This window comes from Lutibacter sp. TH_r2, from assembly GCF_033101135.1.
In the GTDB taxonomy this organism is placed as follows: Bacteria; Bacteroidota; Bacteroidia; order Flavobacteriales; family Flavobacteriaceae; genus Lutibacter.
The window spans coordinates 1,172,330-1,195,440 of sequence record NZ_JAWMPV010000001.1 but is presented as its reverse complement, the minus strand read 5'-3'; the positions used below and the strand labels follow the sequence as shown (position 1 = coordinate 1,195,440).

Sequence of the window (23,111 nt, the reverse complement as noted above, 5' to 3'; positions counted from 1 at the left end):
TTATTCTTTTTCTATGCTTAAACCAACATCTGTAATTCCTTGTAAAGGATTTTTACCTTCAACATCATTAATACTTCTTGTAACTTGTTGAATGGTGAAATTATAATCACCTTTTTCGTTAAAAACTACGTTTTCTTTATAGTAGAGTTTGTTCTCTTTAATTTCAGTAAATCCAGTTCCAAGCCATTTTCCTTCTGCATTTGTCATTTCATATTCCAATGTGTCAATTACTTTAATTCCACTTGGAAATTCAATATTTCCAATCAAATAAATAGAACTAAAGGAATACTTATTATTGTTTCTAATATTTATAAACACATTTTTTGAAGAAATAGTATCAGTATTATTAATTAGAAACTGAATTTTATTTTCAGAAGACCATTTATAGTTTTCTATAGGTTGGTATTGATTATAAATTTCGTTAGAATTACACGAAACTAACAGTAATAAAAAAACTATAATGGCTGCTAAATTACGCATTGTCTGGTTTATTATTGTTGTTTTTTGGTGGTCTTCTTTTTCTTCTATTATTTCTATTACCACTTGGTTTATTATTTTCAGTATTTTGATTTTTACTGTTTTGTAGATTTGGACCTTTTACGTTTGCAGCTTTTGGTTTTGGTTTACCCTTTGGCTTTTGTTGCTGTTTTTGCGGAGGTCTTGATTGTTTTGCTCTTGGTTGATTTTGATTTTGATTTGGTCTTTTAGGTTTTGATTTGCGTTTACGTTTGTTTTTACGCTTTGGAAGATCAAACCTAGTTAAACTATCTTGACCAACTAAATCTTCAACTTTATCCTTTTTAGAAATCTCAATATCATCCGTTTCATAATCTTCAAGAGATGAAATTACTTCACCATTCTTATTCATTTCTATAATTTCTTGAACTTGCTCTAACGTTAATTTAAACCATTTTGCGCGTTCTTCTTTATAGGTATACCAAAGCATTTCTTTAAAAATATCCATTTTTATAAAAACTGCTGAACCTTTTTCAGTTTTAAGAATTACATCTTGTTTTGGAAAACCTTTTAATGAATCTAAATAGGTATCTAATTCATAATTTAAACAGCATTTTAATTTACCACATTGACCTGCTAATTTTTGAGGGTTTAATGATAATTGCTGATAACGTGCAGCAGATGTATTTACTTTTCGTAAATCTGTTAACCATGTAGAACAACACAATTCACGTCCGCATGAACCAACCCCACCTAATCTGGCAGCTTCTTGGCGCAAACCAACTTGCTTCATTTCAACACGAATGCTAAAAGCGCTAGCTAAATCACGAATTAATTGACGGAAATCTACTCGATCATCGGCAGTATAATAAAACGTAGCCTTATTTCCATCTCCCTGATACTCAACATCTGACAATTTCATTTGTAAACCTAAACGGCTTATTATTTCGCGTCCTTTATATTGTGTATCATATTCTTTTGCTCTGGCTTCTTGCCAAATGTCAATATCTTTTTGTGAAGCTATTCGGTAAATTTTCTTTATTTCTTCACTGTTGATATCAATTTTCTTTTTTCTTAGCTGAACTTTTACTAATTCACCAGTTAATGAAACTACACCAATGTCGTGTCCAGGATTACCCTCAACCGCAACAATATCTCCCATTGAAATTTTAAGTTCGTCAACATTTTTAAAAAAATGTTTACGCCCGTTTTTAAAACGAATTTCAACAATATTAAATGGTTTTTGTCCGGTTGGAATAGCCATATTAGAAAGCCAATCGAAAACTGAAAGTTTATCACAACTTCCAGTTGCGCAGTTTCCATTACTTTTACAACCTTTTGGTACAGAATTTATATCAGTAGAGCAACTATTACAGCTCATATTTATTTTTATTAAATTATTAGGTGAACATACTAAATACCTTCACTAATTTGTAAAGATATAATTATATTACGAACTATAAAACGTAAAAAAATGAAATTTAGATCTGTTTTACGTCTATTATTTTTACTGGGCAAGCTTCTTTTGCCTTTATACTATCATTAAAAATAGTTTCATCAGGATATTTTATAGTAAAAAAACCTTTTTTTTCTTTTGAATGAAGTAAAACCGACTTGCCATCTTTTTTAGACATTTGAAATTGCCCTGGAGCAACTTCTACACAATAATTACAGCCAATACATTTGGCGCGTTGTAAAGTTATAATAACCATATTTAAAATTACAATACTTTGTTATGTCCACTTTCAACAACTTCTTTTGCTGAAACTATTTTATACAATTTATCTGACGGACGAATTCTAAACTCTAAAGGAATAGTAACTGAATCTCCTTTGCTACCTTTTTCGCCTTTTTGATCATTCACAAACATTTCTTTCACTTCCATTTCTTTTGCTCCAGTTGTTGGGCCAGTTATTAAAATAGTATCGCCAACCGAAATATCATACGCTTCAATTTTAAATTCACCTATGTTTGCTTTTGGGAAAAAATGCATTCCTTTTCCTAAATACACTTTTTTTTGTGTAGCGTGGCTACCAGATCCTTTACTCCATTCACCTAATTGTTGGCCTAAATAATAACCACTCCAAAACCCTCGATTGTATACTTTCTCTAATTCTTGCATCCAAGAAACTACTTTTTCTTTGCTATAGGTTCCTTCATCAATACTATCAATAGCATCACGGTAACATTTAATTACTTTTGCAACATATTCTGGCGCTCTACCTCTTCCTTCAATTTTTAAAACTTTTACACCAGCATCCACAATTTCATTTAGAAAATCGATGGTACATAAATCCTTCGGAGACATAATATACTCGTTATCCAACTCCATTTCAACACCTGTTTCTTGGTCTATAACTGTATATTTTTTTCTGCAATTTTGTTTACAAGCACCTCTATTTGCTGAAGAGTTATGGTTATGTAAACTCATATAGCATTTTCCTGAAACTGCCATACATAAGGCTCCATGACCAAATATTTCAATCTCAACCAAGTTTCCTGAAGGTCCACGAACATTGTCTTTTGCAATTTGTTCTGTAATTTTTTTAACCTGACGTAAACTCAACTCTCTACTTAACACCATAGTGTCCGCAAACATTGCATAAAATTTAGCAGTCTCGAAATTGGTGATGTTTATTTGTGTTGAAATATGAATTTCCATTCCAATTTCTTTAGCTGTAGCAATTACCGCTTGATCCATGGCAATTACCGCAGTAATATCTGCATCTTTTGCTTTTTGAATTAAGGTTTTAACTATTGTTAAATCGTGATCGTAAACAATGGTATTTAATGTAAGATATGTTCTTACATTTTTAGCTTTACAACGGTCGGAAATTTCTTGTAAATCATCTAACGTAAAGTTAATTGATGCTCTTGCACGCATATTTAATTGCTCAACACCAAAATATATTGAATCAGCTCCATTATCTAATGCAGCTTGTAACGATTCAAAATTTCCGGCAGGAGCCATTAATTCTATTTTTCCTGTAGTAGTCATTCTTTTTTTGATTTTTTGCAAAATTACGTATTTTCTAATAACTATTAGTATTTGAACGCTATAATGGTGTTTTTATACATTTTAGAATTAGGTTAAAAGAAACTAAAGTTTTTTTGATTTGTTAACTTTGGTATTGTTAAATTCGCTTATATCAATACTAAAAAGTCCACTTGAAGGAAAAATAGAATATTTGGTTTCTTTAAATCCTCCGAGTATGTATAAGGTATTGTTGTTAAAGCATAATTTAGCTGATTTTAATGATAAATCAATTAAATATTTTTTTAATTCTTTTGTAATTATATTGTAAGTGTAAATGTTTCCTTCATCAAAAAAATAGATTGTACTGCCATTACTAGTTACAGCAAGTTTACTTATAGCGTTAAATAATTCGCCTTCTTTTTTCCAAGTTCCAGTTAATAAATCATATGTTTCTATAGTATTTAATGCTTTTTTGTTATAACCTCCAATTAAATAAATTTTATTATTTATTAAAACACCTTGGGTTTCTTTAGCAACAGGCATATTATTTAAAAGGTACCAATAACCAGATTCTGTATTGTATAAATGAACCTTGTTTGTATATTCTTTTACTCCAAGTTTATTTTTTTTTATTGAACCTCCTAAAACAATAATATTATTATTATATGTGAATGAAGCAAAATTTACAGCTTGATGTGGATTTGTATGGTCAATAGTAATAGTATTATTTTCAAGATTAAAAATTTCTATTTTATCATCTAAATATTCTAATTTTTTGCTTTTTGAAAGCCTTTTTCCTCCTAAAACATATAATTTATTATTTAAATTAATTAAATTATGATATGCTCTTTTACTAAATTTAGGTTCAGATAATGTGCTCCAAGAATTCAATTTTAGGTTGTAAATAAGTAGATCTCTTTTATAACTTTCCCAATTATGATTTCCTCCTTTAGTAATAAATTTTGCTAATGCATTTTCTGGATCAAATTCCATTAGTTTTTTAAATTCATTATATTCAAAAGAAGCATCACCTCCAAGTACATATATTTTATCGTTTACTAACCTTTCACCAAAAGAATGTATGGCATTTTTCATAGAAGCTAACTTTTTAAACTGTATTGTAGGTTTTAAGTTCCTTTTTTCTGAAAGGTTTATTTGTTTAAGTACATTATTAGCAGATTGTAGATATACAGAATAGTCGCTTTTTTTATCCTTATAAGAAGTTTTTAATTCTTTATATGAAATATGTGAAAAATAGATAGTATCGTTTGTACTACTTTTAGGTGGAATTTTTAAATAAAAATATCCTTTATCATTAGTTATAGTTCCGCTATTTGCCTTTCTTATATATACACTAACATCTTCTATAGGCTTTTTGGTAATAGCATCTAACACTTTTCCTTCAATATGTTGAGAAAAAGATAAATACGCTGAAAAAGAAAAGAATACTAATAAAATATTTTTAATCAAATTTAAGTGTTTTAAGTTTCGTTAAAATTATCAAAAATTATACCTTTTAAATACTATTTGCGATTTATTCTATTTATTAAATGTTAGAAATAAGATAATCTCTTTTTAACAAAAAAAGAATTATTTGTTATTTTCCTATAATTCTATTGGTTAGTTCAGTTTTTTTCGAATAATTTGCAGTGTTATTAAAATTTAAAACCAAATAAAAATGAAAGTAGCTGTTGTAGGTGCTACCGGAATGGTAGGAAGTGTAATGTTAGAAGTTTTAGCAGAACGCAATTTTCCAATTAGTGAATTATTATTAGTTGCCTCTGAAAGATCAAAAGGTAAACAAATGGAATATAAAGGTAAAACTTATACTGTTATAGGTTTACAAAATGCTGTTGATGCTAAACCAGACATTGCTTTATTTTCTGCAGGTGGAAGCACTTCAGAAGAATGGGCTCCAAAATTTGCAGAAGTTGGTTGTACTGTTGTTGACAATTCATCCGCTTGGAGAATGGATCCTACTAAAAAATTAGTAGTTCCTGAAATAAATGGAGATGTTTTAACTGCTGAAGATAAAATTATTGCAAACCCAAACTGTTCTACCATTCAAATGGTATTAGCTTTGGCTCCTTTACACGATAAATATAAAATGAAACGTTTGGTTATTTCAACATATCAATCAGTTTCTGGAACAGGAGTACAAGCTGTTAGACAATTAGATAATGAAGAAAAAGGTATTGAAGGTGAAATGGCTTACAACTATCCAATTTACAGAAATGCAATTCCACATTGTGATGTGTTTTTAGAAAACGGATATACTAAAGAAGAAATGAAATTGGTAAAAGAACCTAAAAAGATTTTAGGTGACGACTCTTTCTCAGTAACTGCTACAGCTGTTCGTATTCCAACTGCTGGTGGACATTCTGAAGCTGTAAATGTTCAATTTGAAAACGATTTTGATTTAGCTGAAGTTCGTCAATTATTAACTGATATGCCAGGTATTATTGTTAGTGATGATTTAGATAATAACGTGTATCCAATGCCAATTCACGCTCACAATAGAGATGAAGTTTTTGTTGGAAGATTAAGACGTGATGAATCTCTACCAAACACTTTAAATATGTGGGTTGTAGCTGATAACCTACGTAAAGGTGCTGCAACAAACACTATTCAAATTGCTGAATATTTAATAGAAAATAAATTAGTTTAACAACAACTATTATATTTATTATACTTTAAAGTATAGTCAAAAAAAAGCCGCTCAATTTTGAGCGGCTTTTTTTATTATTTTATTAAATACTATTATTTATCTACTCCTAGTACATTTTTAATAATTTCCTCAAATTGAGGTTTTGGCAAAGCACCTTGCGCCATTTGAGGTTCTGCATCTTTAGGTACAAATAAAATTGAAGGAATACTTCTAATTCCAAATGCAGCAGCCAATTCTTGCTCTGCTTCAGTATCAATTTTATAAATATTTACTTTTCCTTTATATTCTTCACCTAATTGCTCTAAAACTGGAGCAACAGCTTTACAAGGTCCGCACCAATCTGCATAAAAATCAATTACACAAGGTAAATCACCTTCAAATTTCCACTCTTTATTTTCTTCGAAATTAAAAACTTTCTTTAAAAAAGTTTCTTTTGTTAATAATTCTGTCATTATATTATTTTTTATTGTTTGTATAGCAAATTCTATACCATCCTATTTAACGACAAATTGACACAAAAACTTACAACTTAATGGTAACCTTTGTTACACCTAATATAAATTTCATAACTTAACACATCAATAATCAAACTTTTAACTAAAATAAATCTTATGAATTCAACTGTTACTATGATAGTTCGCCTTCTATTAGCCATAATACTTTTAGTATTTGGAGCTAACAAATTTTTTAACTTTATTCCTATGGAAGCTCCACCAGAAGGTAGCTTTATGGATGCACTTATTAAAACTGGTTATATGATGCCTCTAATAGCTGTTTCAGAGATTATTCCAGGGTTTTTATTACTTATTAATAAATGGAAAGGTTTGGCCTTGGTTTGGCTTGCTCCAATTTCAATAAACATTGTTTTATTTCATATTGCCTTTGATATTTCAACCATAGCTCCTGCAGCTTTAGTTTTTACTTTAAATACTTTTTTGATTTATATTAACTGGAAAAAGTTTAGAACACTATTTTAATTCATAAAAAAATATTAAAACTAAAGACTTATTCCACTAGAATATGTCTTTTTTGTTAAATTTGAAATACTAAAACATTTACAATGAAAAACTTATTTTTATTAACTCTAATTGGAATTTTTATGGTTTCCTGTAATAATTCTAATACTCAAAAAATTACCGAATTGAAATACCCAACAACTAAAAAAGTTGATACTGTTACCAATTATTTTGGTACAGACGTGCAAGATCCATATAGATGGTTAGAAGATAATATGAGCGAAGAAACAGCCGAATGGGTTGGTGAGCAAAACAAAGTTACTTTTGATTATTTAGCAAACATACCTTACCGAAATGAATTAAAATCTCGTTTAGAAAAACTATGGAATTACGAAAAAATTGGTTCACCATTTAAAGAAGGTGATTATACTTATTTCTACAAAAATAATGGCTTACAAAACCAATATGTTTTATATAGATTTAAAGATGATGAAGAGCCTGAAGTGTTTTTAGATCCAAATACTTTTTCTGAAGATGGAACAACTTCTTTAGGCGGTATGTCTTTTTCAAAAGATGGCAGCTTGGTTGCCTATGCAATTTCTGAAGGCGGAAGCGATTGGCGTAAAATTATAATTATGGATGCGCTTTCTAAAGAAATAAAAGAAGATACTATAATTGATGTTAAATTTAGTGGAATGTCTTGGAAAGGAAACGATGGAATCTACTACTCTAGTTACGAAAAACCTAAAGGAAGTGAACTTTCTGCAAAAACTGATCAACATCGTTTATTTTACCATAAATTAGGAACAAAACAAACGAACGACCCAATTATATTTGGTGACAAAAATAAAAGAAGATACGTAGGTGGTGGAGTAACTGAAGACGAAAAGTATTTAATTATTTCTGCTTCTGTTTCTACTTCTGGAAACGAATTGTATTATAAAGATTTATCGAACCCAAACAGCCCAATTAAACCAATTATTTTAGGTTTTGATAACGACACTGGCGTAATTGCTCATAAAAACGGTTATTTCTACATGAGCACAAACGTAGATGCTCCAAATAAAAGAATTGTAAAAGTATCTGTAAAAAACCCAAGTAAAGAAAACTGGGTAGATGTAATACCAGAAACTAAAAATGTATTAAACATTTCAACGGCTAGCAATTACATTTTTGCAAAATATATGGTAGATGCAGTTTCAAAAGTGATGCAATATAATTTTGAAGGAAAACTAATAAGAAATATTGAATTACCAGGTGTTGGTACTGCCGGTGGTTTTAGTGGTAAAATTGATGCAGAGACTATCTATTATTCATTTACAAATTATATCACTCCAGGTTCTATTTATTCTTTTAAACCTAAAACTGGAGAAAGTAGCTTGTATAAAAAACCTGCAATAGATTTTAATTCAGATGATTTTGAATCTAAACAAGTATTCTATACTTCAAAAGATGGTACAAAAGTTCCAATGATTATTTCATATAAAAAAGGAACAGAATTAAACGGTGAAAACCCAACTATTTTATATGGTTATGGAGGTTTTAATATTAGTTTAACACCTAGTTTTAGTATTGCAAATGCTGTATGGATGGAACAAGGTGGTGTTTATGCAGTACCAAATTTACGTGGTGGTGGAGAATATGGAAAAGTTTGGCATAAAGCCGGAACAAAGCTGCAAAAACAAAATGTGTTTGACGATTTTATTGCTGCTGCTGAATATTTAATTTCAGAAAATTATACTTCATCAGAATTTTTAGCAATAAGAGGTGGAAGTAATGGTGGTTTATTAGTTGGTGCAACAATGACACAACGTCCAGAATTAATGAAAGTTGCTTTACCTGCTGTTGGTGTTCTAGATATGCTACGTTACCACACATTTACTGCTGGAGCTGGTTGGGCTTACGATTATGGAACTGCAGAAGACAATAAAGATATGTTTGAATATTTAAAAGGTTATTCTCCTGTACATAATGTAAAAGAAGGTGTTGAGTATCCTGCTACAATGGTTACAACTGGTGATCACGATGATAGAGTTGTGCCAGCACATTCATTTAAATTTGCTGCAGAATTACAAGCAAAACAAACTGGAAACAATCCTACAATAATTAGAATTGAAACCAATGCTGGTCACGGAGCTGGAACTCCAGTTTCTAAAACTATTGAACAATATGCTGATATTTTTGGCTTTACCTTATACAATATGGGCTATAAAGAATTACCTAGCAAATCTAAAATAAAAGGATAATTTTTCTCTTAAATTATAAAAAAAGTCGCTCAAATAAGCGGCTTTTTTTATGTACTTATGGATGAAACAAAGTTGAATAAAATATAAACGTCATTGCGAGGAATAAAATAACGAAGTAATCTGTCAATAAAAGAAACAGATTACTTCAGTTTTTACAAAACTTCGTAATGACGTTTGCTAATTACACTACTTCCAAAATTTCAGCAGAATTAAATGAAATGATTTCTCCTACACGTTTTCCTAATAATTGCTTTCCTATTGGAGATTGAGTTGAAACCACAAAATAAGTATCGTTTTCAACCCTCACTTGCCCAACACTTATTGCTAAAAAATAAGTGCCTTTGGTGGTTTTTACTAAACTACCAAGTTTTATAACTTCAAAATTTTCTTCAAAGGAAACTCTTTTTAAAGTTTCCTTCATTTCATTTATCACACTTAATTGCTGGCTAGCTTTTTCCATTTCTAACTGAATCATAGCACGTCCGGTTTCGTGCTTATCGCCTGCCGAACTTTTTGTTTCAGAAAATAAATCTCTCTTATTAGATGCTATTGTTTCTAAAACTGTAGATTCCTTTTCGCTTACAAAATCAATACACTTTTGTAATAATTGCTCTTTTATTTTTTGACTACTCTTCATTCAATTTCAAAAATAGATACTTTGTACTAAATAATACACAACAAACTTTTAATAATCTTAAATTTGTGTAACTAATTTAGAATTAAAATGATTTTAATTGACCATCCGTACGTTTCAGATTTTTTAATTGAAACTATAAAAAGTAATCGTTTTCCAATTGTATCAACAAAAGCTGCAAGAGATTTAATTTCAGAAGAAAACCTAAATTGGATTTCAGAAAAAGAAGCAATTCAAGCTTTTAAAGAAAACCCAAATCAGTTAATTTATTCTAATTCTGAAAACGTAATTAGTTGGGTGGAAAATAAGTTAGATTTTACAAAATTACCTTCTCAAATAGACGTTTTTAAAGATAAAATTAAGTTTCGGGAACTGTTGAAAGATGTATACCCAAACTACTTTTTTAAAGGAATCCCGTTTGAAGATTTAGATTCATTACCTATAGATAAAATGCCTTTCCCTTTTATTATAAAACCATCTATCGGCTTTTTTAGTTTAGGAGTTCATAAAGTTGATGAAGCAAGTGAATGGCCTATAACTTTAGAGAAAATTCAGAATGAAATACATCATATTAAAGATTTTTACCCTTCAGAAGTTTTAAATACAAACAACTTTATAATTGAAGAGTGTATTGAAGGTGAAGAGTATGCTGTTGACTGCTATTATAATGAAAAAGGTGAAGCTGTAGTTCTAAACATTATGCATCATATATTTTCATCAGGAAAAGATGTTAGCGACCGTATTTACTCAACTTCAAAAGAAATTATAGAAACAAATCTTCCAATAATTCAACAACTAGTAAATACTATTGGTACTAAAACCAATTTAAAAAACTTTCCTATTCATATTGAAGTTAGAATAGATAAAAACGAAACTATAATTCCTATTGAAGTAAATCCAATGCGTTTTGGTGGTTGGTGTACAACTAGTGATATTTCTCACTATGCTTATGGAATTAATTCTTATCAGTACTTTTTAAACCAACAAAAACCTAATTGGAATGAAATTTTAAAAGCTAAAAAAGGTAAAACTTATAGCTTGGTTTTGTTAGATAATAATTCGGGTATTGAAGCAAAAAACATTAAATCTTTCAACTACAATCAACTTTTAGCCGACTTTGAAAACCCGCTACTTTTAAGAAAAATTGATGTAACTAAATTTCCAATTTTCGGATTTTTATTTACTGAAACTTCAAAAGGAAATGAGGGAGAATTAAATAGAATTCTTAAGTCTAATCTTACAAAGTATATTACGCTTAAATTGAATAATGTTTGGTAATTTTGCAATCCAATGAAAATTACAGGAAACCGATATTTAGATTATAGTTCATTTATTAAATTGAATTTTGGTGAACGCGTACAAAAAATATCGTTAGACATTGGTTTTACCTGCCCAAACCGTGATGGTTCTAAAGGTTTTGGTGGTTGTACTTATTGCAATAACAATACATTTAATCCAGATTATTGTGAGCCACAAAAAAGTATAAAACAACAATTAGAAGAAGGTGTAGCATTCTTTTCAAGAAAAGGAAAAAACAATAAGTTTTTAGCATATTTTCAAGCCTACACAAACACTTATGGCGAATTTGAAGAGTTAAAAAAAATGTACCTAGAAGCATTAAGCGTGTCTAAAGTTGTAGGCTTGGTTATTGGAACTAGACCCGATTGTATTTCAGAAGAAATTATTAATTTTTTAGATGAATTATCTAAAAACTATTTTATTTCTCTTGAGTTTGGAGTAGAAAGCACCAACGAAAAAACATTACTCGAAGTTAATCGTTGTCATACTTTTAAAGAAACCAAAGCTACTTATGAATTATGCCGTAACAAAGGTTTTCATTTAGGAGCACACATTATTTTAGGCTTACCTGGAGAAAATAAAGAAGATTTATTAAATCATGCAAAGGAACTTTCCAAGCTACCAATTTCAACTTTAAAACTGCATCATTTACAAATTGTAAAAAATTCGGTAATGGCAGTTCAATACAAACGTACTCCAGAGAAATTCAATTTATTTACTTCGGAAGATTATATAAATTTTGTTTCAGAATTTATAACACATATTCGCCCAGATATTATTATTGAACGTTTTATAAGCGAGGCGCCAAAAGATCTTTTAATTGCACCAAAATGGGGCGGTCTCAAAAACTTTGAAATTGTTGCAAAAATTGATAAAAACTTAATTGAAAAAAATCTTTGGCAAGGTAAACTATTTCCCTCCATTAGCACGTAAATCTTCAATACAAAAAGAATCTAATTCTGGGATTTGCTCACCACCTAACCAATTAGAAAACTTAAAACCATTTTCAATTTGATAATTCATTAAACAATCTTCTATTGTGCAATGAGCACCATGTTCAATATCTTGATGGCTATTAACCATAGATGTACCTACATTTACTAAACCTAATAAATGACAAAATTCATGTAAAACTACTGTAGTTTCTAATACACTTCTACTAGGTTCAAAAGTATCATCTGAAAATGAATGTACTGTTTCTTCAAAAACCACAAAAGAAGTATTTCTATATGCAGTACCTAATATAACTGACGAATCTGTATTACTATTAGAGTTGCCATTTAAAAAAATTGCCGAAATAACCAATTGATTTTCATTAGTAAACATTGTTCTATTAGCATCTTCAATATCTCTAACATCGTCAATTGAATAGGTTTCTTGAGTTATAATATTTATTAATTTTTCTTCAATAGTAATATCTAATTTATAACTTCTATCACTTATAAAATTTGTTAAATTTGTTAAAACCGTTGAAGTTGGTTTAAACCCATCAACATACATTACTTCAATTAATATAGACGTATATGTATTGTTTGATAATATATCATTTGCTGAATAACCAACTTGTTCCTTGTATGGATAACTATTATTTACATTGCTCTCTATACCATCGTTTTTAGTACAACTAATAATTAAGAAAGAAAATAATACAATATTTTTAAATATATTTTTCATTTTGATTTTAGTTTTTTCTAAATACAATCATTTATTATAGATTTAAACTCACTATCATCAATTATCTCAATTGAATCAGTGTTATTTACCAACACATTTATTGGGTAATTTATACTATAAACTTCATTATTTGATAAGCTAGAAGTAAAACCATACAACTCTTGATCGTTTATAATAGTAATAATAGAGGCCTGATCATTGCCTATATTAAATAAAGAAATTTTAATTGGATATACCAAATCTACACAAGTAATTGCACTTAAATTACTTGTAATTAATTGACCACAGTTAGTTGTTAAATCATCTAATTTTTCTTGATTTGTAATTGTTGATTGGGTATAATCGTAATTAAAAATTGTTATTGGAAAATTAAAACCAATAGTATCATCATCTATTGATGATTGATTAAATATAGTTTCAACTAATTGATAATCATTTATTTCCTCAATAGTTAATGCTATGCCATTTGCTTTTAATGAAACAGGTAATTCTACTGAAAAACAAGAAGCATTATCAATTAGATCATCAAATGAACCATCATACATTCCAACTCTTTTGTAATAATTAGTGGTTTCTGAATTATTACTATTTGTATTTGGATTGGTTCCTTCATTAATATCAATTTCTTGTTGACAACCAATTACAAGGAGCAAAATTAGATAGGAAACATATTTTTTAGCTATTAAACTCATTTTTAGTTTTGAAATTTAAAACAAAATTAATTAAATTTTAATTATTCCACTTTTGATTGATAAACCTATGGTCTAACTTTAAATAAAAAGGCTAATAGGGGAATTTTAATTAAAATACAAATCCTAATGACAGTTGTAGTACATTGTTAAACTCGTTTGTATCTTCATACATCTTTCCTAAACCATAATGATATCTTGCTCCAAAAATTATGCCTGTTTCTGATTTAAAACCAAGTCCAACATTAGCGCCCCAATCTACAGAGTGTGGATCAAAATTACTATCGCTACTACCTATAAAAGTTTCTACATTTTCTTTGTGAGAAATTAGATATCCAATTTGTGGTCCAGCCTCTAGGTAAAAAGTTTTTGTTGGATATAATTTTAGCATGAATGGGACATTTAAATAATCTAATTTTTGAGTTAATTTAAAACTACTATTTTCAATTACATATCCTTGTTGCGAATATGTTAACTCAATTTGTATAGCTAATAAATTATTAATATTTGATTCTCCAAAAAAACCAATATGAAAACCTTGACGTTGGTCAGTTTCATTTCCATCAGAATTTCTAACAGAAGCTAAATTGTATCCTCCTTTTAATCCGAATGATGAATCATTCTTTTCATTTTGATTCCTTTGTGCATTTATTGTAAACGACGCTATAAATGCCATAATTATAATTAAATTTCTCATTTTTTAAGTGGGTTTTACTGCTAGCTATGTTAACATAAATACAGAGCTAGCAGCTAGTTAAATTAATATTATTTTATACTTTTAAATTTACTGATATATTTATATTTAATGATGATTCTACTGAAACATTATTTAAATCCAGACCTGTTACTGATTCTACTTCTAAAAGTGTAGAAAACTCTAATTTACCATCATTATCCTCATCTTTATAAGATGCATAGTGTAATTCGTAATCACCTTCAGCTAAAAAGTTTAACTCATATTTCCCTGTAACACTATTTACACTTGCACTATTTAAAGCATTGGCAAATAATACTCCGCTTCCTTGTTCTTTAGTTTCTTTTGATGAATCAAAAGTTCCTTTTGCGTAAGCATATACAATAATTTTATCTGAATTACTTTCGATATCATTTACATTTCCTTTAATTTCTCCAGATTTAACTTCATTTATAATTCTAATACTATTAGCTAATTCACTTTTTGATACAAAAACAAATTCACTTGTTCCTTCAGTAACTATTGCTTTTCTCACATCAAAATCTAAAACAATATTGTTAGTAGCTGTTGCAAGTACCTCAAAAGAGTCATTAATATTTATGCTATTAGATGTGTTTTGTAATGTTTCTATTGAACCATCTGTCATTAAAACATACGATCCAGGAGCGTCTCCATTGGCGTCTAATTCATTATCTAACTCTAGCGTTATATTAGAATAAGTTCCTGTATTTAATTCTAAATTTCCTAATAATTTAGTCATACCATTTTGGTATTGCATTAAATCGATTGTTGTTTTAGAGAAAGATTCTATAGAAACACCATTTACTTTTACATCAGCAACAGTAACAATTACACCTTTTACATTTGCATTGTCAGTTGGTGCATCAGTCATATAAAAATTGGTATCACTTTTTTCTCCTGATGAATAGATTTCATCATTATCATTTGAACATGAGATAATAAATGCTGAAAGCATTAAAATACTTGCTACGATTTTTAAATTTAATTTTTTCATAATTTTAAAGTTTATTTATTATTGTTTTTAAATTAATTATAATAACTCAATTGCGAGCTACATTAATTAGACAACATACTTTTAAAATACCCTACCCTGTATTTTATTTTTTTAGTTCATAATTTTATTTCTACTTTTACCATTTACTTAATAAATATTTATGGATTTCACCAATTTATGCGATGAAAAACAGTTTGATATCTTTTATAAACAACAGATTAACAATGTTTTCCGTTTTATTCTTATAAAAAGCAAAGACAATGATGAAGCACTGGATATAGTTCAAGAGGCTTTTATAAAAGTTTGGGAAAACTGTAATAAATTTAATCTACCTAAAGCAAAATCATATTTGTTTTCCATTGCAAGTAATTTATTTTTGAATGTAAAAAAGCACCAAAAAGTTGTAAAAAATTATGAAAATAATTCAACTGACCTATATATTGATACCGAAACACCTGAAGATACCTTAAGAGGTAAACAGTTTAAGCATAAATTAGAAAAGGCACTTAATGAATTGACCGATGCACAACGTGAAGTTTTTTTATTGAATAGAGTTGAAGGAAAAAAATACAGAGAAATTGCTGAATTATTAAATATATCTGTTAAAGCTGTTGAAAAAAGGATGAGTAAAGCATTGATTGTTTTACGTTCAAAAATTGAAGAATTTAAATAAAAGGTAGGGTAAAATTTAAATTGGTTGTCAAATATATAGAATGAAAGATATTAAAAACATAACAAAATGGCTGAATAATGAAATGTCTGAAGAAGAATTAGCAGACTTTCAAACTACCAATGATTATAAATTGTATAAAGATATTGTTGAAGAAGGTTCAAAAATTAAACTAACTTCTATAAATGAAGAGGATGCTTTAAAAGATTTTAAAGCCCGAATTAAATTCAAAACAAAGAAAAAATCAAAAGTAATTTCATTAAAAAATAACCTAATATTTAAAGTTGCTGCAAGTTTTGTACTATTATTTGCAATCTCTTACTTTTTATTAAACAATAATCAAACAACACTAAAAACTAATTTTGCTGAAAACAAATCATTTACTCTACCCGATGAATCAATAGTTGATTTAAATGCAGTTTCAACCATTGTATATGAAAAATCTTTTTTAAAAAACAGAACACTAAAATTACAAGGAGAAGCCTATTTTAAAGTAAAAAAAGGAAGTTCTTTTACTGTAAAAACTAGCCAAGGTTCTGTACAAGTTTTAGGAACAAAATTTAATGTGAAAAACAGAGAAAAAGCATTCAATGTTTTTTGCTATGAGGGTAGAGTAGATGTAAAACATGGTACTGATAAAATTATTTTAACAAAAGGAGAAGGTGTTAAACTTGTAAACAATAATAAACTTATTAAAATTGATAACACAAACTTAAGTGAACCACTTTGGTTAAACAATGAAATTTATTTTAACGAAGAAATTTATGCGGAAGTTTTAGATGAGTTTGAAAGACAGTTTGATGTAAAAATTAATACAAAAAATATAAATACCAATGTATTATTTACAGGTGGATTTAAAAAGAACAATTTGGAAACCGCGTTAAAATCTATTACATTACCTTTTAATATAAAATACCAATTAAAAAGTAATGAAATTGTTTTATCGAAATAAGTATTGTGTAACATTTTTAATTCTTATTTCTTTCTTTATTAAAGTAAACGCACAACAAAAATTTTCTTTTTCAAAAGAAATTAAACAACTTGAAACAAAATTTAATGTTAAGTTTTCGTATGCTATTACAAGTGTTGAAAACATTCAACTTCAACAGAAAATTTCTACTTTAGATACATTAAATGATGTAATAACATATATAAATTCTAATACGTTTTTAAAAGCTGAAAAAATTGATGACCGCTTTATTTCTATTGCTCCAAAATTAGAAAATATAAAAGTATGTGGTTTTATAATTGATAAAGAGTCTAAACCAATAGAAAATGTTTCTATTATAATTTCAGGTAACTATTACGGAACAATTTCTACAAGTAATGGTGAATTTGTTTTAGAAAATTTAAAAATTACCGATATTATAGAATTTCGATATTTAGGTTATTCATCACTTAAAAAAAACGTAAACGAGTTAATTTCCCCAAATTTTAATTGTATTAAAATTGTTTTACTTGAAGAAGAAATTGAACTAAACGAAGTTTTTATTCAAAACTATATCACTAAAAATTTATCAAAATCTATTGATGGAACTATTAGTTTAGATACCAAATCTTTTAACACACTTTCTGGACAAGTTGAACCAGATTTATTGCAAACTTCTCAAATACTTCCAGGAATTGAAAGTCCTAACGAATCTATTTCAAATATAAATGTTAGAAATGGTGTAAGCGATCAAAATGTTATTTATTGGGATCATATTAAAATGTACAATCCAACACATTTTTTTGGCCTAATTTCAGCCATTAATCCATATTTAACAAAAAATATTTCCATCATTAAAAATGGTACAAGCGCTAAATATATAGACGGAGTTTCAAGTACTATGCTTTTAGAAACTGATAGTAAAATTTCCGATGATTTTAATGGTGGAGCAGGTTCAAATTTTATTTTTTATGATGCTTTTTTTAACATTCCTATTTCAAATAAAATTGAATTAAAAACATCTTTTAGAAATTCAAACAATAATTGGTTTAGCACACCAACATACAAATCGTATTTTAAAAAAACGTTTCAAAATACTGAAGTCAGCAATCAACAATCTAAATTTAATTTTTATGATGTAAATATCAGCTTACTATATACGCCCACAAAATTTAGCTCCATTAAAGTTAACTATATAAAAATTAATAACAATCTAAATTACAACGAGTTTATTGACAACAATTTAACCGATAAAATAAATCAAAATTCAAATGCTATCGGAATTAATTACAATTTCAAAATTAGTAAAAAATTGAATGCTACTGTTTCAAGTTATTATTCAAAGTATGAATTATTGTCTAACAATTATCAAAACAACGAACAGTTTGTAAATCACGAAAATGAAGTAATTGAAAATAACATTAAAGCTTACTTGAAGTACACTTTTAATAACAATTTAAGTTTTGAAACTGGTTATCAATTAAATGAAACAGGAGTACTTAACAAAACCTATGTTAACAATCCATTATACAACAGAATTGAAAAAAATGTAATTTTAAATCACGCTACTTTTGCCGAAGTTAATTACCAAAACAATAATTGGTTTTTACGTTCTGGTGTATGTTTCAACTACTTCAGTAAAATAAATGAAACTTCAATTGAACCAAGATTAAATATGAGTTATTCACTTAATAAAAACTTAAGTTTAAATGCTCAATTCGAAAATAAATCTCAAAACACATCTCAGGTAATTGACTATTTAGATGAATTTTTGGGTGTTGAAACTAGGCGTTGGATTATTGCTGATGAAACAATACCATTAATAAAAAGTAATCAATTTTCTGTTGGTGTTACTTACAAAAATAATAACCTTTTAATTGATTTAAGCTTATTTCATAAAAATATCAACGGCATATTAGTCTCTGGGCAAGGTTTTCAAAATCAAGTTGAAAATAAAAGGTTAAATGGAGAACAACAATCTAAAGGAATTGAAATATTGATAAACAAAAAAATAAAAAAAGCTGATTTTTGGTTAGCATATACATTTAGTAAAAGTGATCTACTATTTAAAGAAATAAATCAATTCTATTTTCCAAGTAATAATGATATCAGACACTCTTCAACTATTGGTTTAAACTATTATTTTAATAAGTACTTTAGTACTTCAATTAGTGGTATTTTAAAATCAGGAAAACCATATACATCTATAGATAATAATGAGCAAACTACTGAAAAGAATGGATCAATTACGGTTAATTATAATACATTAAACAACAAGCGATTAAAATCATATAGTCGTCTCGATTTTTCAGTAAACTATTTATTTCTAGATAAGAAAAAAATACAATCAACATTAAAATTAGGTGTTTTAAATGCACTTAACAAAAAACAAAATTTAGATTTTTATTATATTGTTGATGAAAATGATACTTCAAAAGCTACAGAAATTAACGTTAAATCACTAGGATTTACACCCAATGTTTCTTTAAGAGTTAACTTTTAAGCTTTAATTTTCTTACTAATAATTTATAAGTAATATTAGCTACTATGTTTCTAATTAAAATAGTTCTACTCAAATTGGTTTATAAACATAAAGATTGTTTCAACTAAACACTAAATTATTAAAAAAATTTGTTAGTTCAAAAAAATATGATACTTTTGTTGACTGATTAGTCAATTAAAAATGAATAAAAGAGAACAATTATTAGAAACTGCGACCCGTCTGTTTGTAGAGCATGGATTTCATGCAACACCAACCTCAAAAATTTCAAAAGAAGCTGGTGTAAGTGCTGGAATTCTCTTCCATTATTTTAAAACGAAGGACGATTTAATTGAAAACTTATATGTTGAGATTAAAAAGGAATATACAACCGCTATTTTAAAAGATAACGATAAACTTGCTGCAGGAAGAAGTAAGTTACGTTTAATTTGGCAGAATTCATGGAATTGGGGTTTAGAAAACCCAACAAAATTTCAATTTCTATTACAAGCTGATAACTCTACCTATTCAGAAAGTATTAAGAATCACCCAGAAATAGAGGCTAAATATGCTATGTTTGAAACATTGATTCAAGGGTATATTCAGAAAAGATTTGTTAGAAATACAGATACTTATTTTATTATGAGTTCTATGTTCTCTTTAATCATTACTATGGTAAATAATTTAACTTTAAATCCGGCTCTTAAAAAAGATCCTGTTTTTATGGAACAAGCTTGGGATATGTTTTATAATTACTTAAAACCTTAAAAAATTTGATTATATAATTGAGTGAATAGTCAGTCAAATATATATAGAAAACAAAAAAATTAAAAAAATGGTTTTAAAACAAATTCTTCAAATACAGGAAGTAAAATAAAAATAGATTTTGTCTTTTTGAGGAAAGAAATGACGAAATCAATGAATATAAAAAATGATAAAAACAATATTAAAAATACTTAAGAAAATGCTTATAGGAATTTTAGGAATTATTCTTTTAATAGTAATTGCAGGAACTATATTTATAAATACGAGTCCGCAATTTGGAGGAAAACCTTCAGAAGAAAGTTTAGTGAGAATTGAAAATTCAGCAAACTATAATGGAGATGGAACCTTTAAAAATTTAGAATTAACTTTAGCAAGTACAGGAATGAAATTAAGTACCATTCCAAAGTTTTTTACCAATGGCAATAACAAAGTACCAGAAAATAAATTGCCACAAAAACAATTATCTAAATCTTATTTTGATAATGAACCTGACCAACCAAGAATAACATGGTTTGGGCATTCAACATTATTTGTTGAAATGGAAGGAAAAAACATATTTATAGATCCAATGTTAGGTGAAGTTCCTGCACCTCATCCTTTGTTAGGAAATCCACGTTTTAATAAAGAATTACCAATTTCAATAGAGAACTTACCAGAAATAGATTTGGTTTTAATCTCTCACGACCATTACGATCATTTAGATTATGGCTCAATTCAACAATTAAAAAACAAAGTAAAACAGTTCTATGTACCGTTAGGAATTAAAGCGCATTTAACAGAATGGGGAGTTTTAGAAGAAAAAATAAAAGAGTTTGATTGGTGGGAAACCTCAACATTTGAAGGTATTAACCTAGTTGCCACACCAGCTCGCCATTTTTCAGGAAGAGGACTTAAACGAAACAATACGTTGTGGTGTTCTTGGGTAATAAAATCAGAAAATAATTCAATTTTCTTTAGTGGAGACAGCGGATACGGAAAACATTTTAAAGAAATTGGAGAGAAATATGGACCTTTTGATTTTGCTATGATGGAATGTGGACAATACAACGAGCAATGGGCACACATACATATGACTCCTGAAGAAACAATCCAAGCAAGTGTTGATGTGCAAGCAAAAACTATGATGCCTATACATTGGGGAGCTTTTAAGTTGGCTTTACATACTTGGAATGACCCCGTTGAGCGTGCTTCAAAAAAAGCAAAAGAGTTAAATGTTCATATTTCAACACCTAAAATTGGTGAAGCAATAGTATTAAATGAAGAAAAAATTCCATCAGAAAATTGGTGGACAAACAATTAAATTAAAATTATGGTTTTAGTATTTAAAACAAATATTTTCGAACAAATGGAAATGCATGTAAGAGCTATTTTAGATGTTTTTAGTATAATTACAACTGTTGATTTTAACTTTGAAGATTGCGATAATATTTTTAGAACAATTGAATCTACAAATTCTAAAACAACATAATACATAATTAAATTCTTTTACAATTAAACGTTAAACCAAATGTTATACTTTTTAGGCTTTTTCTTACACTAAAGTTAATTGATTATGAATAGTTTTGATTCAAAATAAAACAATATGATATTTAAAAAAGTAATTCTGTTTTTAGTTTGTATAAGTCTATTTTCATGTGGTTCTGTGAATAATACAGAAAAAAAATCAACTGAAACAAGTAAAGATAATATTGAAACTATAGCGTTGCCTAGTAATTTGCAAGATGGAACAGTTTGGGAGTTTCAATCTGACTTATCTGATGATTTTAATTACAATTTTGCACCAAGCAATGAAAAAACAAATTTTGGAGATGGTAAATGGTATAATTTTTACCAAAGCAGATGGGATGGCCCAGGAACAACATACTGGAAATACAATCATGTAGCTGTAGATGGAAATGATTTATTAATAACCTCATCACGTTGGAATGAAGATAATGAAGATGCTCCAGTAGCTTTCAAATCCAATAAAATGAATAAACCAAATGAAGGAGTAAGTGCTGGTTGTATTACTTCTAACAAACAAGTTCTATATCCTGTTTTTATAGAGTCTAAAGCTAGTGTTGCAAATATTGTATTGGCTTCAGATGTTTGGTTATTAAGCCCAGATGCTACCCAAGAAATAGATATTATGGAGTGTTACGGAGGAAAAGAACCTGGCAATTCATATTTTGCCAAATCTATTCATATCAGTCATCATTCTTTTATTAGAAAACCATTTACAGATTACCAACCAAGAGATAAAGGAGCTTGGTTTCAAAAAGATGGAATTACAGGTTGGGGAGAATATTGTTGGAATAATGGAGATAGAAAATATGTTAGAACAGGCGTTTATTGGAAAAACCCTAAACACTTTGAACATTATATAGAAGGTGAATTGGTACGTGTTTTATACGACAAAGCTTTGGTGACTAAAATAAATGGAAAATGGGAATATGGTTACCCTACAATGACTGATGGAAAATTAGATGTTGAATGGGGAAAACAAAAAATAACAAAATTTAGTACGCTAGATAAATACTCTTTTGAAGAATTAAAAAAAGCAAGTGATGCATCTTCTGTAAGTATTATTGATCCGTATGAATATCAAGGAGGTAAAGGTTTTACAAAACCATTAAATATTATTATTAATTTAGAATCTCAAGATTGGCATGTAAAAGCAGGTAGAACACCAACCGATGCTGATCTTAAAAACAAGAATAAAAACACCATGAAAGTTGACTGGTTTAGAGTATTTAAACCTAAAAAATAATACTTTTCACAACAAATTTAAATCATCCCATAATTTCACCATCAAAATGTTTTCACAAACATTCTGATGGTATTTTTTTGATAAATATTATCATTACTAATAAAATGAACTTACATTATTAAAAAATATTTAATTTAAATAAGTTAACTTAAAATCATTCAATAAAGCTTGTATCCCAATATTTTCGGTTTGTTTCGATTACACAAACACTA

23 protein-coding genes are annotated in these 23,111 nt (G+C 28.1%); 12 read left to right on the top strand and 11 right to left on the bottom strand.

The genetic code is table 11. The annotated features are described in order from the left end of the window. The 5 genes from R3X25_RS04950 to R3X25_RS04930 form a co-directional block, all read right to left on the bottom strand. Positions 1-480 carry a gliding motility lipoprotein GldH gene (locus R3X25_RS04950; RefSeq protein ID WP_317672444.1) on the bottom strand — a complete coding sequence of 160 codons (480 nt, stop codon included), beginning with the start codon at positions 478-480 and terminating at the stop codon, positions 1-3. Further along, positions 473-1,837 (bottom strand): regulatory iron-sulfur-containing complex subunit RicT, encoded by a 1,365-nt coding sequence (locus R3X25_RS04945; protein ID WP_317672442.1) that lies wholly within the window; start codon positions 1,835-1,837, stop codon positions 473-475. The genes R3X25_RS04950 and R3X25_RS04945 overlap by 8 nt, the downstream gene beginning before the upstream one ends. Before the next feature lie 100 nt (positions 1,838-1,937). Next, positions 1,938-2,168 carry a ferredoxin gene (locus R3X25_RS04940; RefSeq protein ID WP_317672440.1) on the bottom strand — a complete coding sequence of 77 codons (231 nt, stop codon included), beginning with the start codon at positions 2,166-2,168 and terminating at the stop codon, positions 1,938-1,940. Between the two features lie 8 nt (positions 2,169-2,176). Next, positions 2,177-3,454, bottom strand: a complete 1,278-nt coding sequence (locus tag R3X25_RS04935; RefSeq protein ID WP_317672438.1) for a peptidase U32 family protein — start codon at positions 3,452-3,454, stop codon at positions 2,177-2,179. A 102-nt stretch (positions 3,455-3,556) separates the two neighbouring features. After that, positions 3,557-4,903 carry a carboxypeptidase-like regulatory domain-containing protein gene (locus R3X25_RS04930; protein WP_317672436.1) on the bottom strand — a complete coding sequence of 449 codons (1,347 nt, stop codon included), beginning with the start codon at positions 4,901-4,903 and terminating at the stop codon, positions 3,557-3,559. A gap of 208 nt (positions 4,904-5,111) precedes the next feature. Between R3X25_RS04930 and R3X25_RS04925 the strand changes: the two genes are divergently transcribed. After that, the gene (locus R3X25_RS04925; protein ID WP_317672434.1) at positions 5,112-6,101 is read left to right on the top strand and encodes an aspartate-semialdehyde dehydrogenase; all 990 of its coding nucleotides are present in this window, start codon (positions 5,112-5,114) and stop codon (positions 6,099-6,101) included. A gap of 92 nt (positions 6,102-6,193) precedes the next feature. Here R3X25_RS04925 and trxA read toward each other — a convergent pair whose 3' ends face one another. Further along, the gene (gene trxA, locus R3X25_RS04920; RefSeq protein WP_317672432.1) at positions 6,194-6,553 is read right to left on the bottom strand and encodes a thioredoxin; all 360 of its coding nucleotides are present in this window, start codon (positions 6,551-6,553) and stop codon (positions 6,194-6,196) included. 159 nt (positions 6,554-6,712) lie between these two features. Between trxA and R3X25_RS04915 the strand changes: the two genes are divergently transcribed. Further along, on the top strand, positions 6,713-7,078 hold the full coding sequence (locus tag R3X25_RS04915) for a DoxX family membrane protein (RefSeq protein WP_317672430.1): 366 nt from the start codon (positions 6,713-6,715) through the stop codon (positions 7,076-7,078). Between the two features lie 83 nt (positions 7,079-7,161). After that, positions 7,162-9,303 (top strand): prolyl oligopeptidase family serine peptidase, encoded by a 2,142-nt coding sequence (locus R3X25_RS04910; RefSeq protein ID WP_317672428.1) that lies wholly within the window; start codon positions 7,162-7,164, stop codon positions 9,301-9,303. Between the two features lie 181 nt (positions 9,304-9,484). On the opposite strand, the gene R3X25_RS04905 is transcribed toward R3X25_RS04910, so the two are convergent. Beyond that, the gene (locus tag R3X25_RS04905; RefSeq protein ID WP_317672426.1) at positions 9,485-9,940 is read right to left on the bottom strand and encodes a 3-oxoacyl-ACP synthase; all 456 of its coding nucleotides are present in this window, start codon (positions 9,938-9,940) and stop codon (positions 9,485-9,487) included. Between the two features lie 87 nt (positions 9,941-10,027). On the opposite strand from R3X25_RS04905, the gene R3X25_RS04900 reads away from it, so the two are divergent. Beyond that, entirely contained in the window at positions 10,028-11,215 is a 1,188-nt protein-coding gene (locus R3X25_RS04900) for an ATP-grasp domain-containing protein (RefSeq protein WP_317672424.1), read from the top strand. Positions 11,216-11,227: 12 nt separating this feature from the next. Further along, entirely contained in the window at positions 11,228-12,169 is a 942-nt protein-coding gene (locus R3X25_RS04895) for a TIGR01212 family radical SAM protein (protein ID WP_317672422.1), read from the top strand. On the opposite strand, the gene R3X25_RS04890 is transcribed toward R3X25_RS04895, so the two are convergent. The 4 genes from R3X25_RS04890 to R3X25_RS04875 all read right to left on the bottom strand — a co-directional run bounded on the left by R3X25_RS04890 (position 12,146) and on the right by R3X25_RS04875 (position 15,308). Continuing rightward, on the bottom strand, positions 12,146-12,910 hold the full coding sequence (locus R3X25_RS04890) for a membrane metalloprotease (protein WP_317672420.1): 765 nt from the start codon (positions 12,908-12,910) through the stop codon (positions 12,146-12,148). The genes R3X25_RS04895 and R3X25_RS04890 overlap by 24 nt on opposite strands. Positions 12,911-12,927: 17 nt before the next feature. Further along, positions 12,928-13,602, bottom strand: a complete 675-nt coding sequence (locus R3X25_RS04885) for a hypothetical protein (protein WP_317672418.1) — start codon at positions 13,600-13,602, stop codon at positions 12,928-12,930. Between the two features lie 109 nt (positions 13,603-13,711). After that, the gene (locus R3X25_RS04880; RefSeq protein ID WP_317672416.1) at positions 13,712-14,296 is read right to left on the bottom strand and encodes a porin family protein; all 585 of its coding nucleotides are present in this window, start codon (positions 14,294-14,296) and stop codon (positions 13,712-13,714) included. Between the two features lie 73 nt (positions 14,297-14,369). Beyond that, the gene (locus tag R3X25_RS04875; protein WP_317672414.1) at positions 14,370-15,308 is read right to left on the bottom strand and encodes a DUF4382 domain-containing protein; all 939 of its coding nucleotides are present in this window, start codon (positions 15,306-15,308) and stop codon (positions 14,370-14,372) included. Positions 15,309-15,468: 160 nt separating this feature from the next. On the opposite strand from R3X25_RS04875, the gene R3X25_RS04870 reads away from it, so the two are divergent. The 7 genes from R3X25_RS04870 to R3X25_RS04840 all read left to right on the top strand — a co-directional run bounded on the left by R3X25_RS04870 (position 15,469) and on the right by R3X25_RS04840 (position 22,899). Beyond that, positions 15,469-15,981 carry an RNA polymerase sigma factor gene (locus R3X25_RS04870; protein ID WP_317672412.1) on the top strand — a complete coding sequence of 171 codons (513 nt, stop codon included), beginning with the start codon at positions 15,469-15,471 and terminating at the stop codon, positions 15,979-15,981. Positions 15,982-16,021: 40 nt separating this feature from the next. Beyond that, positions 16,022-16,930, top strand: coding sequence for a FecR family protein (locus R3X25_RS04865; protein WP_317672410.1), 909 nt, complete (start codon positions 16,022-16,024; stop codon positions 16,928-16,930). Next, on the top strand, positions 16,908-19,409 hold the full coding sequence (locus R3X25_RS04860) for a TonB-dependent receptor (protein ID WP_317672408.1): 2,502 nt from the start codon (positions 16,908-16,910) through the stop codon (positions 19,407-19,409). The genes R3X25_RS04865 and R3X25_RS04860 overlap by 23 nt, the downstream gene beginning before the upstream one ends. Positions 19,410-19,589: 180 nt before the next feature. Beyond that, positions 19,590-20,153: a TetR/AcrR family transcriptional regulator gene (locus R3X25_RS04855; RefSeq protein ID WP_317672406.1), complete on the top strand. Its 564-nt coding sequence runs from the start codon at positions 19,590-19,592 to the stop codon at positions 20,151-20,153. 163 nt (positions 20,154-20,316) lie between these two features. Further along, the gene (locus R3X25_RS04850; protein ID WP_317672405.1) at positions 20,317-21,450 is read left to right on the top strand and encodes an MBL fold metallo-hydrolase; all 1,134 of its coding nucleotides are present in this window, start codon (positions 20,317-20,319) and stop codon (positions 21,448-21,450) included. 9 nt (positions 21,451-21,459) lie between these two features. Then, the gene (locus R3X25_RS04845; RefSeq protein WP_317672403.1) at positions 21,460-21,618 is read left to right on the top strand and encodes a hypothetical protein; all 159 of its coding nucleotides are present in this window, start codon (positions 21,460-21,462) and stop codon (positions 21,616-21,618) included. Between the two features lie 114 nt (positions 21,619-21,732). Next, positions 21,733-22,899 carry a beta-agarase gene (locus tag R3X25_RS04840; protein ID WP_317672401.1) on the top strand — a complete coding sequence of 389 codons (1,167 nt, stop codon included), beginning with the start codon at positions 21,733-21,735 and terminating at the stop codon, positions 22,897-22,899. Positions 22,900-23,111: the final 212 nt, after the last annotated feature.